14 protein-coding genes are annotated in these 13962 nt (G+C 61.8%); 5 read left to right on the top strand and 9 right to left on the bottom strand.

The genetic code is table 11. The features are described 5' to 3' along the window. Window positions 1–29: 29 nt before the first annotated feature. Entirely contained in the window at window positions 30–563 is a 534-nt protein-coding gene (locus QTA57_RS00390; protein WP_290153104.1) for a cytochrome b, read from the bottom strand. 109 nt (window positions 564–672) lie between these two features. Between QTA57_RS00390 and QTA57_RS00385 the strand changes: the two genes are divergently transcribed. Further along, window positions 673–1134 carry a MarR family winged helix-turn-helix transcriptional regulator gene (locus tag QTA57_RS00385; protein WP_290153103.1) on the top strand — a complete coding sequence of 154 codons (462 nt, stop codon included), beginning with the start codon at window positions 673–675 and terminating at the stop codon, window positions 1132–1134. Window positions 1135–1191: 57 nt separating this feature from the next. Here the strand turns inward: QTA57_RS00385 and ptsP are convergent, their stop codons facing one another. Both ptsP and QTA57_RS00375 read right to left on the bottom strand, forming a co-directional pair. After that, window positions 1192–3435 (bottom strand): phosphoenolpyruvate--protein phosphotransferase, encoded by a 2244-nt coding sequence (ptsP, locus tag QTA57_RS00380; RefSeq protein ID WP_171557885.1) that lies wholly within the window; start codon window positions 3433–3435, stop codon window positions 1192–1194. Window positions 3436–3603: 168 nt separating this feature from the next. After that, window positions 3604–4308 (bottom strand): SDR family oxidoreductase, encoded by a 705-nt coding sequence (locus QTA57_RS00375; RefSeq protein WP_290153102.1) that lies wholly within the window; start codon window positions 4306–4308, stop codon window positions 3604–3606. A gap of 102 nt (window positions 4309–4410) precedes the next feature. Here QTA57_RS00375 and QTA57_RS00370 point away from each other — a divergent pair, with 102 nt between their 5' ends. Continuing rightward, window positions 4411–5310, top strand: a complete 900-nt coding sequence (locus QTA57_RS00370; RefSeq protein ID WP_407933488.1) for a LysR substrate-binding domain-containing protein — start codon at window positions 4411–4413, stop codon at window positions 5308–5310. Between the two features lie 9 nt (window positions 5311–5319). On the opposite strand, the gene QTA57_RS00365 is transcribed toward QTA57_RS00370, so the two are convergent. After that, window positions 5320–5763, bottom strand: coding sequence for a MarR family winged helix-turn-helix transcriptional regulator (locus tag QTA57_RS00365; RefSeq protein ID WP_290153100.1), 444 nt, complete (start codon window positions 5761–5763; stop codon window positions 5320–5322). Window positions 5764–5891: 128 nt separating this feature from the next. Between QTA57_RS00365 and QTA57_RS00360 the strand changes: the two genes are divergently transcribed. Beyond that, window positions 5892–6350 carry a hypothetical protein gene (locus QTA57_RS00360; protein WP_290153099.1) on the top strand — a complete coding sequence of 153 codons (459 nt, stop codon included), beginning with the start codon at window positions 5892–5894 and terminating at the stop codon, window positions 6348–6350. Here the strand turns inward: QTA57_RS00360 and QTA57_RS00355 are convergent. Further along, window positions 6347–7585 (bottom strand): aspartate kinase, encoded by a 1239-nt coding sequence (locus tag QTA57_RS00355; RefSeq protein ID WP_290153098.1) that lies wholly within the window; start codon window positions 7583–7585, stop codon window positions 6347–6349. The genes QTA57_RS00360 and QTA57_RS00355 overlap by 4 nt on opposite strands. A 111-nt stretch (window positions 7586–7696) precedes the next feature. Here QTA57_RS00355 and QTA57_RS00350 point away from each other — a divergent pair, with 111 nt between their 5' ends. Continuing rightward, window positions 7697–8668, top strand: coding sequence for a threonine dehydratase (locus QTA57_RS00350; protein ID WP_290153097.1), 972 nt, complete (start codon window positions 7697–7699; stop codon window positions 8666–8668). A gap of 59 nt (window positions 8669–8727) precedes the next feature. Here QTA57_RS00350 and QTA57_RS00345 read toward each other — a convergent pair whose 3' ends face one another. Genes QTA57_RS00345 through glmU form a run of 4 tightly spaced genes read right to left on the bottom strand, consistent with a single transcriptional unit; the run spans window position 8728 to window position 13111 of the window. Next, entirely contained in the window at window positions 8728–9408 is a 681-nt protein-coding gene (locus tag QTA57_RS00345) for a DNA alkylation repair protein (RefSeq protein ID WP_290153096.1), read from the bottom strand. Continuing rightward, entirely contained in the window at window positions 9405–9947 is a 543-nt protein-coding gene (locus tag QTA57_RS00340; RefSeq protein ID WP_290153095.1) for a pyridoxamine 5'-phosphate oxidase family protein, read from the bottom strand. Before QTA57_RS00340 ends, QTA57_RS00345 begins: the two co-directional genes overlap by 4 nt. Then, window positions 9947–11758: a glutamine--fructose-6-phosphate transaminase (isomerizing) gene (gene glmS / locus QTA57_RS00335; protein WP_290153094.1), complete on the bottom strand. Its 1812-nt coding sequence runs from the start codon at window positions 11756–11758 to the stop codon at window positions 9947–9949. The genes QTA57_RS00340 and glmS overlap by 1 nt, the downstream gene beginning before the upstream one ends. A 3-nt stretch (window positions 11759–11761) precedes the next feature. Next, on the bottom strand, window positions 11762–13111 hold the full coding sequence (gene glmU, locus QTA57_RS00330; RefSeq protein WP_290153093.1) for a bifunctional UDP-N-acetylglucosamine diphosphorylase/glucosamine-1-phosphate N-acetyltransferase GlmU: 1350 nt from the start codon (window positions 13109–13111) through the stop codon (window positions 11762–11764). Window positions 13112–13249: 138 nt separating this feature from the next. On the opposite strand from glmU, the gene QTA57_RS00325 reads away from it, so the two are divergent. Then, window positions 13250–13915, top strand: a complete 666-nt coding sequence (locus QTA57_RS00325; protein ID WP_290153092.1) for an HAD-IA family hydrolase — start codon at window positions 13250–13252, stop codon at window positions 13913–13915. Window positions 13916–13962 lie beyond the last annotated feature (47 nt).

The raw sequence follows: 13962 nt of genomic DNA, 5'->3' as shown, positions 1-13962 counted from the left end.
AAGGGCGGCCTGTACCCCCGTGCGCCGACCTATCCCTGCCGATTGCCGAACCACATGCGGCGCAGCAATCCGTCGCGGCGGATGAAATGGTGATAAAGGGCTGCGCCGATATGGGCGAGGATCAAGAGACCCAAAACCGTCGCGAGGGCACCATGCACGGCACGGGGCGGAAAAGCCGAGAAATCAACGGGTAATGGATCGCCCGAGCCGCCAAATACAATCGCTGGCAGACCGGCCATGACCGAGATCGCAATGCCCGAACCACACATGGCGAAGACGACCAGATAGAACAGCCAATGGGCGGCAGTCGCGCCCTTGTTCAGGACCACATTACCAATATCGGCCTCGGGTGGCTTTGCGGTGACCAAGCGCACGATCAACCGGGTCAGCATCAGCGCCAGGATTGCGATGCCCATCCCCATATGCATGCGGAGTGAGATCAGCTTGAACGGGTCGTCATTTGGCGTCGCCGCCAGGACCTGTCCGCCCATGATCAAACCACCGATGATCATCGCGGCGAGAATCCAGTGTAATGTGACAAGGATCGGATGATAGCGGGTCATAAGCTGTACCTTTCGATCTGTACTGAGTCGGGTGACAGTGTATCTTGCTTCCGCTATTGTTGCTATCGCAACAGTAGCGTAGCCGCGCGAGGCGAGTTAAGGCGCTGGTATGGATGTCAAAAAAACAACGCAGCAAGTGCGGGAGAGTTCGTTTGGCTGGATGATCAAACGTCTTGCCGCGCGGCTGGATGACGAGATGAACGCGAATCTGGCACCGCTTGGGCTCGATCTGGCGTCCTTCGCGATCATGATGACGGTGTTGGAACGCAGCCCGCTCAGCCAGGCTGCAATTGGGGAGCGGTTGCAGATGGCGCCGTATAAGGTCAGCCGGTCGCTCGATACACTTGAAGCGCTCCGATATCTTGCCCGCCATCCCGATCCGGCCTCCCGTCGGGCGCATGTGATCCGACCGACCGATTTGGGGCAGCGGATCGCGCCGCAGCTTTACGCCGTGGTCAGCGGTGTGAACGGGAAATTGGCCGGGCCGCTCTCAGAGGAGGAGCGGCGCGATTTGGCGGGACTGCTGACCCGGATGGTGGTGGCGCAGGACGCTTGGACCGCAGCCGAATAGGTTACGAAAATCGACGCGATTGCGGATTTTTGTAACCTATTTTCGAGTTGCGAACGCTCAACCCTGCTGCCGGAACCAATCCATCACCGCCGGGCGAACCGATTGCGCCCCGGTTGCGCGGGCATCGTTGATCACATTGCGGACCTCGCGCAGATCGACCCGGCGCAGCAGGCTTTTGACCGGACCAATCGAAGCCGGGCGCATCGATAGGCTGCGCAGCCCCATGGCCGCAAAGCAGAGCGCTTCGATTGGCCGCCCGGCATCCTCGCCGCAGAAACTGAGCGGCGTGTCGGTGTCGTCGCAGCGATGCACGATCTGCTCTAGGAACGTCAGGAACGACACATTCAGCGTGTCATACCGCCGCCGGACCCGCTCATTCTCGCGATCTGCTGCAAAGAAAAACTGTTTCAGATCGTTGCCGCCGATGGAGATAAAATCGGCCATCTCAAAGAAATGCCGTGGTGCGAAGGCGAGGCTGGGCGTTTCAAGCATCGCGCCGATCTCAACTGCGGAGGGCAGGGTGTGGCCAAGCGAGTCCTCGCGGTCAATCTCCCGCAACAGATGATCACGTGCCTGGATAAACTCTTCAAATTGCGCCACAAATGGGAACATGATGGTCAAGGGTCGACCATTCGTTGCGCGGATCAGCGCTTGCAACTGCATCCGCATCACGCCGGGCTTGTCTAAACCCACACGGATCGCGCGCCAGCCGAGCGCCGGGTTCGGCTCATCCTGCGGCTTCATATAGGGCAGCACTTTGTCGGAGCCGATATCAAGCGTGCGGAACACGACGCGTTTGCCCCCGGCGCTGTCCATGACGCGGGCATAGAGGGCGGCCAGCTCACCTCGGCGCGGCACCTTGTTGCGGGTCAGGAATTGCAGCTCGGTCCGGAACAGGCCCACGCCTTCCGCCCCCGAGGAGGGCAGCGAAGGCAGATCCGCCATCAGCCCGGCATTCATATGTAAGGAGACCACCGTGCCGCAGAGTGTCTCTGCCGGTTTGTCACGGATCGAGGCGTAGCGTTCCTGCGCCGCCGCGACCATCGCCATCTTATCGCGGAACGCGGCGGCGACCGTTTCTTCGGGGCGCAAATGCACGATCCCCTGATCGCCATCGACCAAGATCGGATCGCCGTTCAGCGCCTCCGCCGTGATGCGTTTTGCGTTGACCACCAACGGGATAGCCAGGGCGCGCGCGACAATTGCGGCGTGGCTGCCGACTGAGCCCTCTTCCAAGACCACGGCTTTCAACGAGCGGCCATAATCGAGCAGATCGCCGGGGCCGATATTGCGCGCGACGAGAACCGGATTGTCGGGCATCTGTGCGCCCGCGTCCGCGCCTTGGCCAGTCAAAAGCCGCAGCATCCGGTTCGAGAGGTCGTCGAGATCCTGCAACCGTTCTCGCAGATAGGCATCCGGCACGGTTTCCATCCGCGCGCGCGCCGTCGATTGTTCTTTCTCCACGGCAGCCTCGGCGGAGAGGCCACGGGCGATATCCTCCTCCATCCGGCGCATCCAACCCCGCGAATTGGCGAACATGCGATAGGCTTCCAAGACCTGCATCTGTTCGCCATCGCCCTTGGGGGCCTGCGTCAGCATCTCATCGACCGAGACTCGCAGCTGATCCACTGCATCGCGCAGGCGGACCAACTCTGCATGGGGATCCTCGGCAATCGGGTTGGTCACAACCACACGAGGCTCGTGCAGATAGACCCGGCCTTCGGCCACACCTTCCTGGGCAGACCCGCCACGGAGCAACACCTGTTGCTGATGCCGTGGCGAGAGGGCGGCACCTTCGCCCAGAAAGGCGCCAAGTTCGGTCATCTCGGCAATCACCATGGCGACGACTTCGAGAGCGTAGATCTCGTCATCGGAGAATTGCCGAGCCTCTTTCGATTGCACCACCAAAACACCGAGACGTTCGCCCAAACGTTGGATCGGCACACCTAAGAAGCTGGAGAACCGCTCTTCCCCGGTCTCTGGCATATAGCGGAAGCCAGGCTCGGCCGGAGCATTGGCGGTATTGATTGCGTGCGCGCGGGAGGCGACCCGACCGACCAGACCCTCGCCCATGCGCATCCGGGTCACATGCACAGATTCCGGCGCGAGGCCTTCGGTGGCGCAAAGCTCCAAAGTGTCGGCATCGCGCAGCAGATAGATGGAACACACTTCGGTGCCCATGGAGTCGGCGATCAGATGGGTGATCCGATCAAGCCGCTCCTGCCCCGCTCCAGCCTCGGCCAGAGTGGCCTGCAAGCGGCTGAGCAGCTTGCGGCTTTCGCTTTCGGTTTGTTCGGGCATCCCGCCGTAACCCCTGCGCCTTCCGTCGCCCTACGCATAGCGCGGCGTGGGGGCAGGGCGCAACGGCGGAGCGGTTAACCGGCAGAGCGACGATGCGGCTTAAGGGTGAAGACGGTGCCTGTCTTGGCGGTGATTGGCCGGTGCCGCCTACGCCAACGGGCCGTGATATTAGACCGAACGGGTGAGCCCGCCATCAATGCGGAGATTCTGGCCGGTCATATAGGCGCCGCCTTCTGAGGCTAGATAGGAGATCAGTGACGACACCTCGGAGGCACGCCCATACCGACCCATCGGGATGCGGGTGCGGCGGTCTTCGGTCTCGGGCAGGCTATCGATGAAACCCGGCAGCACGTTGTTCATGCGGATATTGTCGGTGGCGTATTTGTCGGAGAAGAGCTTGGTAAATGCGGCGAGACCTGCGCGGAACACGCCCGAGGTTGGGAACAGAGGGTCGGGTTCAAAGGCTGCGAAGGTGGAAATGTTGATGATCGCGCCGCCGCCGTTTTGCTGCATCACTGGGGTGACGAGACGGGTCGGGCGGATCACATTCATCAGATAGACCTCCATCCCCTGATGCCAATCCTCGTCGGAGATTTCCAGAACGGGGCCTTTAGGGCCGTGGCCTGCGGAATTGACAAGCACGTCAACACGGCCCCATCGATCGACGGACCGGTTGACCAGCTCTTTTAAAGCCTCGCTGTCAAGGTTCGATCCGGTGACGCCGACGCCGCCCAGTTCCTCGGCCAAGGCCGCCCCTTTGCCGGAAGAAGACAGCACAGCCACATGCAAGCCATCGCGGGCCAATTGCCGGGCGGCATCGGCGCCCATGCCGGACCCGCCCGCCGTTATCAGGGCGACTTTCTCTACAGTCATAAGCTTCACCTCCGATTGGGTAACTTGATTTCTTGTTCAGTATATGAGTGTTTCGGAGCAGAGGTGACGCATGTCTTCTGCGATCTGAGGATAGAAAAACTATTGCCAAAGCAAATTCCTCTTCCGCCGTTGAATGGCCTGCGGGCCTTTGAAGCCGCCGGTCGGCGATTGAATTTCCGGGCGGCGGCGGAAGAACTGGGCGTGACCCAGGGGGCCGTCGCGCAACAGGTGCGCGGCTTGGAGGACAATCTGGGCCTGAAGCTGTTTGAGCGCCTGCCGAAAGGGCTGGCCTTTACCTCGGCAGGCCGCGCGTATCATGCCGAGATCGCGGCAGCCTTCGGGCTTTTGCACCGCGCCACCGAAACCCTGCGCCCCGCGCCGAAACGGGTCACAATCAGCGTGACCCCCACCTTTGCGTCAAAATGGCTGATCCCCCGCCTGCCTGACTTTGCGGATCGGCATCCAGAGATCGATCTGCGCATTTTGGCCACGGAGGGTGTGTCGAGCTTTGAGGCGGACGGTATCGATCTGGCAATTCGACAAGCGCGACCGCCTTTTGGCGCGAGCCTCGATGCTCGGCTGTTGTTCCGTCATGAGGTGATTGCCGTGTGCGCGCCCGGGCTGGTCGCAGGGCGGGATTTGCCGCTTTCTTCCGATGGATTGACCAAGCTGCCACCGCTGCACGACACCCATGATTTGTGGCCGCGCTTTCGTCGGGAGGTGATGGGGCTAGACGATCTGGCCCGCCAGCGTGGCGTGCGGTTTAGCCAGACGACGCTCACGCTTGATGCGGCGCTGGCGGGGCAGGGCGTGGCCTTGGCCAGCCGGTTTCTGGTGAAACAGGATCTTGCGGCCAGGCGGCTGGTGCAACCTATTGCGGGCCGCCTGGTCGGCGATAAGGACTTTCATATGTTGGCGAGGTCCAAAGCCCATCGACGGCCCGTTGTGGATGACGTGATGGATTGGTTGGCTCAGGTGTCAGATGACGTCATTTCGCCGTGAACGCGTCGGTTAAGGCGTCTTCGACGGATCGCGGAGGGTTTGGATGACGTGCCGCATCAGGGCCAAGAAAGCGTCTTGTTCTTCGGCGGTTAAGCCCTGCAGCGCGCGGGCGTTTTCTGATCGGGCGGCCTCGGTTGCCGGGTTTTGCAGCGATTTGCCGCGCTCGGTTAGCCAAATCCGCTGAAGCCGCCCATCATCGGCGTCCTTGGTGCGCGTGATCAACCCATCGCGTTCCATCCGGGTCAGTGTGTTCGCCATCGTCGCCTGTTCGATATCGAGGCGCTGGACCAGCTCGGATTGGGTCTGACCGTCCCGGGCCCATAACTCCAGCATTGCGGGGAAATTGCCGGGGCTGAGGCCGAGCGGCTTAATCCGGGCATGAATGGCGCGCGCGAAGAGCCGGGCCATGTGATTGGCGAGGTATCCCGCCGAGTCTGTTTTGTCGAATGCCATGTCGCAGCGTAACTTTAGATAGCAGGCTATGCAATGATCAATAGCTTGCTATATAATAAGGTAACGTGCTGGCCCAAACGATTCGCCGCGCGACTTTATATAGCTCGCTATGCAAAAGGAGACATGCTATGACCCGTGTTCTGCACCCCATCGCCGGGGGCCTCGCGTTTTCCCTGATTGTTGTGTTTTTCAGCGCGACGCTGATCTCGGAACTGTTCGGATCGGTGGAGATGGTGACCGCAGTGAAAACGGCGATCCCTTGGGGGTTTTTGGTGCTGATCCCGGCCATGGCGGGCGTCGGCGGAACCGGATTGGTCCGCGCGAAGGGGCGTCGTGGCGGCCTGCTTGGGAAGAAGGCGCGGCGCATGCGCTGGATTGCCCTGAACGGGCTTTTGGTCTTGGTGCCCTCGGCCTTGTTCTTGGCCGATCGCGCGCGGGACGGTCTGTTTGATACAGCGTTTTACGCCGTCCAAGGCGTGGAGCTTGTCGCGGGCGCAACAAACATCATCCTGATCGGGCTGAGCATTCGGGAGGGGTTGCGATTGTCTGGTCGTCTTCGGCCGCGTCGCACCACAGGCCGCGCTTAAGCGGCCTGCTCCAATCCGAACGCGTCATGGAGGGCTTGCACAGCCAGTTCCATGTATTTCCGGTCGACAAGTACCGACACCTTGATCTCGGAAGTCGTGATCACCTTGATATTGATCCCCTCGTCGCGGAGCGTGGAGAACATTTTCGACGCTACACCAGCATGAGAGCGCATGCCGATCCCGACGATGGAGACTTTGCAGACATCGGTATCGGCGACCAGATCGTGGAAGTTGATCTCGCCCCTTTCCTTGGCCTCATTCATCGCCGCTTCGGCGCGTTTCACCTGATCGGTGGGGCAGGAGAAGGTCATGTCGGTCCGGCCTTCCTCGGCGATGTTCTGTACGATCATGTCGACATTCACGCCCGCCTCGGCCAAGGGGCCGAAGATGGCGGCGGCGATCCCGGGGCGGTCTGCGACCGAGACCAGGGTCATTTTCGCCTCATCACGGGAATAGGCGACACCGGCAACCACATTGCTTTCCACGATATCCTCCTCGGCACAAACAAGCGTGCCCGCGTTTTCATTGTTGTCTTCAAAACTCGACAGCACCCGCAGGCGCACATTATAGCGCATCGCCAATTCGACGGAGCGGGTTTGCAGCACTTTCGCGCCGAGCGAGGCCAGTTCCAGCATCTCTTCGAACGCGATTTTTTCCAGTTTGCGCGCTTTCGAGGTGATGCGGGGGTCGGTGGTATAGACGCCATCCACATCGGTGTAGATGTCGCAGCGTTCCGCGCCAAAGGCGGCGGCAAAAGCCACAGCCGTGGTGTCGGACCCGCCCCGGCCAAGGGTGGTGATCCGCCCTTCGGGGCTGATGCCCTGGAATCCGGCGACCACAGCGACTTTCATACCTTCGTCGAATTTGGCGTTGATATTCTCAGTCGGGATTTCCTCAATCCGTGCGGCGGCATGGGCGGATGTGGTCTTGAGCGGCACCTGCCAGCCCTGCCAACTGCGGGCGGGCACGTCCATTTCCTGCAAGGTCAGGGCCATCAGCCCGGCGGTGACGTTCTCGCCCGAAGAGACGACGGCGTCATATTCGCGCGCATCGAAAAGTGGCGAGGTCTCATCGACATAGCCGACAAGCTTGTTGGTCTCTCCCGACATCGCTGAGACGATGACGATCACATCATAGCCATTGGCCACCTCGCGCCCGACGCGTTTGGCGGCGCGGCGGATGCGGTCGAGCGTGGCGACGGAGGTGCCGCCGAATTTCATCACCAGAAGGGGCATGTGCCCGAAACCCTTTCGATTGGTCCGGGCCGGGTCATAAGCGGGGGCGTTCGGGCTGACAAGGGGCGGGAGTGTCGCTAGGTTGGGCCTGATTGGGACAGGAAGGCTGACATGAAACTGACATTGGCGGATTTAGAAGCGGCGGCGGAGCTGGTTTACACACAGATGCAGGCGACGCCGCAATATGCCTGGCCGCAACTGGCCGCAGAAACCGGGGCGGAGGTATGGATCAAGCATGAGAACCACACGCCGACCGGATCGTTCAAAGCGCGGGGTGCCATCACTTTCATCGATTGGGTGAAACGGACCTATCCGGAGGCCAAAGGCATCTGCACCGCGACGCGCGGCAATCATGGGCAAGGCCAGGCACGCCAAGCCGTGGCGGCGGGGCTGACCGCGAAGGTCTATGTGCCGCATGGAAACTCGGTTGAGAAAAACGCCGCGATGCGGGCCTTCGGCGCCGAGGTGATCGAATTCGGACAGGATTTCGATACCGCGCGGGAGGAGGCGTTTCGCGTGGCTGAGGCCGAAGGCTTGGCCATCGTGCCGCCGTTCCACCCTGAAATCGTGCGTGGCGTCGCGACCTATGCCTATGAACTGCTGTCGGCAGTGCCCGATCTGGACGTGATCTATGTGCCCGTCGGCTGCGGCTCGGGCATCTGCGGCAATATCCTGGCGCGGGACGCTTTGGGGGTGAAGACGGAGATTGTCGGCGTGGTCTCAGAGCGGGCCGATTGCGTGAAGCAGTCCGTTGAGGCCGGGCGGTTGATCGAGACGGAGAGTTCCGCGACCTTCGCGGATGGCATGGCGGTCCGGGTGCCGGTGGCCGAGGCGTTTGAGATCTATTCAAAGGGGGCCGCGCGGATCATCTCAGTCAGCGATGAGGAGGTCGCCGAGGCGATCCGCATCTATTACCGCGACATACATAATCTGGCAGAAGGGGCGGGGGCCGCGCCGCTGGCCGGATTGCTGAAGGAGAAAGACCAGATGCGCGGCAAGAAGGTTGGTGTGATCCTCTGCGGTGGAAATATCGATACCGAGTGGTTCCTGACGGTCTTGGGTGGGGGTGTGCCAGAGGTGTGAGGGACCCGGAAATTTGAAATTTCCGACCCGTTTTTCATCCGAAAAACGGCCCCCGGCCGTTAGGGCAAGTGTTTCCCGGCCTCTTTTCGGGCGAAGGGTTTCATCTTCTCGCCATGGGTTGCGATAAAGGCGCGGACCGTGTCGGGGTCGCGTTTCGAGAGATCGCGAAGCCACCAGGCCACGGCCTTTTGGATAAACCATTCCGGGGCGGCCACATAGTCGGCGCACCAGCCGAGAATGCGGGTGCGCGCGGCTTGCTCTGCCAGTTTGGGGTGCCGGGATTTACAAAACGGCAGTGTGAAAACCAAGGCCGCGCGTTTGGTCCAAAGATGGTCTGAGCGGGTCCAGGTCTCGACGTCATCAAGCCGGGTGGGATCGGCCAGAAGCCGCTTCTGCCCGCCTTGTGCAACGGCGTCAGCAATGGCCCAGCTATCGAACTCCGGTACAAACCCTTTGATACAGTCCCAGGCTGGGCCGTCATCCGGTTTGATCCGCGCTTGCAGGAAGAGCTTTCCCGCTGCCACCCGCGCCTCAAAAATGTCGCTGGCCCACAATCCCTTGGCCAGCGTAACCAAGTCCGGCAGATCATGGGATTTCCGCCATTGCGCGGCCAGATCGCCGGTGATCGCATTGGACAACCCCAGATACTCCCGGTCCACCTTATGATAGGCGCGCATCTGCGCCGCGCGTTCCGGGTCCGCATGGGCCCTCAGGGCGCGCAAGGCGTCTTCGACGGTCATACCGGGATGCCGGTGGGCTTGCCGTCGATGGTTTCGGTGTTCTGCTTCTCCCAATGGGTGCGGATATCGGCGTCGGATTTGCTGTCGACCCACTGCTGCATCGTGGGCCGCTCCCCCACATAGTCCATGAAGGGTACGGCGTAGCCGCAGGAGGTTTGCACCAGATCCACATCAATATCGAAAATCTGTCGCGCGCTGCGATGGGGCGGAAAGAGCGCAGCCATCTCGGCCCAGTCGGGATCGACCGGATGAACAGCTCGGGCGGTGCCATAGCAGCGCAAGATCAACGGGCGTTTGGAAAAAGAACACCACATCAGGGTGATCCGCGGTTGTTCCAGAAGGTGCCCGGCGGTTTCATTTCCCGAGCCCGTGAGGTTCAGCCAGGCAATCCGGTTGGGCCCAAGAACGCGCAAAGATTCCATGCCCTTGGGGGAGATGTTCACCCGCCCATCAATACCTGCCGTGCCGGAGAAGAATAGAGGCTGCTCAGCGATGAAGCTCCGGTGATCTTCTTCGATTTTGTCGAATTGTTTGGCCATCACTCCACCGTTACGGATTTTGCCAGATTGCGCGGCTGGTCCACATCGGTGCCCTTATGGACTGCCGTGTGATAGGCGATGAGCTGCGCCGGGATGGAGTAGAGGATCGGGGCGAAGAACGGGGCAACCTCGGGCATGACCAGGGTTTTCCAAGCGCCGTCCGAGGCCTGTTTCGCGCCGGGTTTGTCGGTCACCAGCCAGACTTTGCCGTCGCGCGCCATGACCTCCTGCATGTTCGAGACGGTCTTGTCGAAAAGCGCGTCGCGCGGCGCCAGAACCACCACCGGCACAGTTTTGTCGACCAAGGCGATTGGACCGTGTTTCAACTCGCCCGAGGCGTAGCCTTCTGCATGTATATAGCTGATTTCTTTGAGCTTTAACGCGCCCTCTAGCGCTAGGGGGAACATCGCGCCGCGCCCCAGGAACAGCACAGTTTGGGCGCGTGCCAAGGTCCGCGTATGGCGCTTGATCTGATCCTCCAGCGCAAGCGCTTGGTTGATCAGCGCCGGCAGGGCGCGGAGCTGCCGCAGCATGTCGGCCTCGCGCGCGGCATCAATCCGGCCTCTTTGCCGGGCGGCCAAGATCGCGAGGTTGGCCAACACGCCCAGTTGGCAGATGAACGCTTTGGTGGAGGCCACGCCGACCTCAACCCCGGCCTTGAGTGGCAGCGCCAGGTCGCTTTCCCGGGCGATAGAGCTTTCGGCCACATTCACCACCGAAAGTATCCGGGCGGCTTTGCCCTCGGCATAGCGCAGCGCGGCCAGCGTGTCGGCGGTCTCCCCCGATTGGCTCACGAAGAGCGCGGTCGCTTTGTCGGAAACCGGCGGCTCGCGGTAGCGGAACTCGCTGGCGATATCGACGTCGCAGGGCAGGCCCGCAAGCTGTTCGAACCAGTATTTTGCTACCAAACAGGCATAGTTGGCCGTGCCGCAGGCGACGAGGATCACCCGGTCCGTCTCGCTGAAATCGACATCGCCCTCTGGGATCTGCACCGTGTCGCCCTGGGCGTAATGGGCCAGGCAATCGGCCAGAACCGTGGGCTGTTCAAACACCTCTTTGGCCATGAAATGCCGGTGCCCGCCCTTGTCGATCTGGGTCGCCTGAGCGGCGATTTCGCGCAATTCGCGATTGGCCAGGCGGCCTTTGGCATCATAAATCTCGGCCCCTTCACGGGTGACAAAGGCATAGTCGCCTTCTTCGAGATAAGTGATCCGGTTGGTCATCGGGCTAAGCGCGATGGCGTCGGAGCCCACATACATCTCGCCATCGCCATGGCCGATAGCGAGCGGTGAGCCTTTGCGCGCCGCCACGATCAAATCACCTTCGCCTTGGAAAAGGAAGGCCAGCGCAAAGGCCCCTTCGAGATGTTTCAGCGTCTCGACGGCGGCGTCGCGCGGCGTCATGCCCTGGTCGAGGTAATGCTCGCAGAGTTGCGCGACGGTTTCCGTATCGGTTTCGCTTTCCCACGCCGCGCCGTTCAGCCGGTCGCGCAAGTCGCGGAAGTTCTCGATAATCCCGTTATGGACGACCGCCACGCGACCCGCGCGGTGGGGATGGGCATTGGCGACGGTCGGCCCGCCATGGGTGGCCCATCTTGTGTGGCCGATGCCGGATTTGCCGGGCAGCGGATTGTGCACCAATTCATCGCTGAGATTGACCAGTTTGCCAACGGCGCGGCGGCGGTCAAGCGTGCCGTTTTGCACCGTGGCCAGTCCGGCGCTGTCATAGCCCCGATATTCGAGCCGTTTGAGGGCTTCTACCAAGATCGGCGCGACCTCGTGATCGCCCAGAACACCGACAATGCCACACATGTTCTACTGCCCTTTTTGCTTGGCTTTGATCGCGCGGAGCCGGGCCATCAGTTTGGCTGCGAGCCCGGGTTTGTTGATCTGCTTGCCGCGTGCGACGGCCAGCGCCTCACCCGGCACATCTTCGGTGATCACCGATCCGCTCGCGGTCATCGCCTCATCACCGATGGTGACCGGCGCGACCAGCATCGTGTTGGAGCCGATAAAGGCCCGCGCGCCGATCTGTGTTTGGTGCTTCATCACCCCATCATAGTTGCAGGTGATGGTACCGGCGCCAATATTGCTGGCCGTGCCGATGGTCGCGTCGCCGATATAGCTGAGGTGATTGACCTTCGCGCCTTCGCCGATCTGGGCCGCTTTCACTTCAACGAAATTGCCGATCCGCGCGTCATTGCCCAACTCTGCGCCGGGACGAAGACGCGCGTACGGCCCGACAATGGCATCAGCCCCCACATGAGCACCTTCGAGGTGCGAAAAGGCGCGGATCGTGGCGCCGGATTCGACCGTGACGCCCGGGGCGAAGACCACGTTTTGCTCCACCACCGCATCGCGACCGATATGTGTGTCATAGGCGAAATGTACCGTGTCGGGGGCGGCTAAGGTGACCCCCGCGTCGAGCATCTCGGCGCGTTTGGCGGTTTGGAACAGCGTTTCTGCGCCTGCCAGTTCTGCCCGGGTGTTGATGCCGAGCGTTTCCGCCTCGGGGCAGGTGATCGCGGTGGCGCTCAGCCCCTCGGCGGCGGCAAGAGCGGGCACGTCGGTGAGGTAATATTCACCCGCGGCATTCTTCGTCTCGACCTTGGCCAAAAGACGCATAAGGGTGGCGGCATCGGCGGCGAGAAGCCCGGAATTGCAAAGCGGGTTGGCCAGTTCGTCTGGTGTCGCGTCTTTCGCCTCGACGATACGGGTCAGACGATCCCCCTCCATCACCAAGCGACCATACCGGCCCGGATCGGCGGCTTCGAAGCCGAGGACAACAATGTCATGGCTTGCGCGGGCGGCGACCATACGGCTGAGCGTGTCGGTCGAAATGAACGGTGTGTCGCCGTAGAGCACGATGACATCGCCCGCGAACCCGTCCAACGCGGGCGCGGCTTGCAGCACCGCGTGGCCAGTGCCGAGTTGTTCGCCTTGGCGGACGCAGATGGCCTCGGGGTCGGAATCGCCCACGGCTTTTTCCACGGCCGCCGCGCCGTGCCCCGTGACCACAATCACCCGCTCAGGTTCCAACGCCGCGCCGGATTGCATCGCATGCGCGATCAGGGGTGCCCCGCCAATTTGGTGCAGCACTTTCGGGTGGTCGGAATTCATCCGCGTGCCCTGACCGGCGGCGAGGATGACAAGGGCGATCGGCATGGGCCTGTCCACATTTTCTTTTTGTCTTGTGGCCCCGGTATGTTCCATGCCACCCCATCGCGCAAGCCAGAGCACGGTCAAATCGGCTTACGGTTCATTTCAGGCGCAGGCGGAAATCTGCCCAAAGAGGAGAGCAGGATGCGCACGGTGATCTTCGATTTGGACGGGACATTGGCGGACACCTCCGGCGATCTGATCGCGGCGGCCAATACCGCTTTGGAGGCGCTGGGCCATGCGCCGCAACTGGTCCATGGGCAAGATGATGCGACGGCCTTTCGCGGTGGGCGAGTAATGCTGAAACTGGGTTTTGAGCGCTTGCGGCTAGAGGCGCCAGCAGCAGATATCGAGGCCGGCTATCCGCTGCTTCTTGAGGCCTATGGGGCGGCGATTGACGTGCATACGCAGCTTTATCCTGGGGCAATTGCGGCGGTTGAGCGGCTGCGCGCCGCCGATGTGGCGGTGGGCATTTGCACCAACAAGCCGGAAGGGTTGGCGGAAACCTTGATGACCCGCTTGGGCGTGCGCGATCTGTTCGACTCGCTTGTTGGCGCCGACACGCTGCCGGTGCGCAAGCCGGACCCTGCGCCATTTGTTTTGGCGGTTGAGCGGGCGGCGGGCAGCCGGACCAGCGCGCTTTTGGTGGGCGACACAGACACGGACCGAAAGACCGCGCGGGCCGCAGGTGTGCCGAGTGTTCTGGTCACATTCGGCCCGGATGGGCGCGGGGTTGAAGCGTTGGCGCCCGAAGCGCTCTTGGATCATTACGATGATCTGGATCGGATCGTGGACCATCTTCTGAGCTGAGAGCACGCGGATGGGATTGACGCGCGCCGCGTGCCGCATAATCCTCC

The organism is Fontisubflavum oceani, assembly GCF_030407165.1.
GTDB lineage: Bacteria > Pseudomonadota > Alphaproteobacteria > Rhodobacterales > Rhodobacteraceae > Rhodophyticola > Rhodophyticola oceani.
The sequence above is the reverse complement of the archived record's forward strand: the minus strand, read 5'-3'. Positions and strand labels throughout refer to the sequence as shown.

What these genes read in the sequence shown, in the direction of transcription:
- QTA57_RS00390 (WP_290153104.1), bottom strand. Translation starts at nt 563, where the DNA reads ATGACCCGCTATCATCCGATCCTTGTCACATTACACTGGATTCTCGCC.
- QTA57_RS00385 (WP_290153103.1), top strand. Translation starts at nt 673, where the DNA reads ATGGATGTCAAAAAAACAACGCAGCAAGTGCGGGAGAGTTCGTTTGGC.
- ptsP (WP_171557885.1), bottom strand. Translation starts at nt 3,435, where the DNA reads ATGCCCGAACAAACCGAAAGCGAAAGCCGCAAGCTGCTCAGCCGCTTG.
- QTA57_RS00375 (WP_290153102.1), bottom strand. Translation starts at nt 4,308, where the DNA reads ATGACTGTAGAGAAAGTCGCCCTGATAACGGCGGGCGGGTCCGGCATG.
- QTA57_RS00365 (WP_290153100.1), bottom strand. Translation starts at nt 5,763, where the DNA reads ATGGCATTCGACAAAACAGACTCGGCGGGATACCTCGCCAATCACATG.
- QTA57_RS00360 (WP_290153099.1), top strand. Translation starts at nt 5,892, where the DNA reads ATGACCCGTGTTCTGCACCCCATCGCCGGGGGCCTCGCGTTTTCCCTG.
- QTA57_RS00355 (WP_290153098.1), bottom strand. Translation starts at nt 7,585, where the DNA reads ATGCCCCTTCTGGTGATGAAATTCGGCGGCACCTCCGTCGCCACGCTC.
- QTA57_RS00350 (WP_290153097.1), top strand. Translation starts at nt 7,697, where the DNA reads ATGAAACTGACATTGGCGGATTTAGAAGCGGCGGCGGAGCTGGTTTAC.
- QTA57_RS00345 (WP_290153096.1), bottom strand. Translation starts at nt 9,408, where the DNA reads ATGACCGTCGAAGACGCCTTGCGCGCCCTGAGGGCCCATGCGGACCCG.
- QTA57_RS00340 (WP_290153095.1), bottom strand. Translation starts at nt 9,947, where the DNA reads ATGGCCAAACAATTCGACAAAATCGAAGAAGATCACCGGAGCTTCATC.
- glmS (WP_290153094.1), bottom strand. Translation starts at nt 11,758, where the DNA reads ATGTGTGGCATTGTCGGTGTTCTGGGCGATCACGAGGTCGCGCCGATC.
- glmU (WP_290153093.1), bottom strand. Translation starts at nt 13,111, where the DNA reads ATGCCGATCGCCCTTGTCATCCTCGCCGCCGGTCAGGGCACGCGGATG.
- QTA57_RS00325 (WP_290153092.1), top strand. Translation starts at nt 13,250, where the DNA reads ATGCGCACGGTGATCTTCGATTTGGACGGGACATTGGCGGACACCTCC.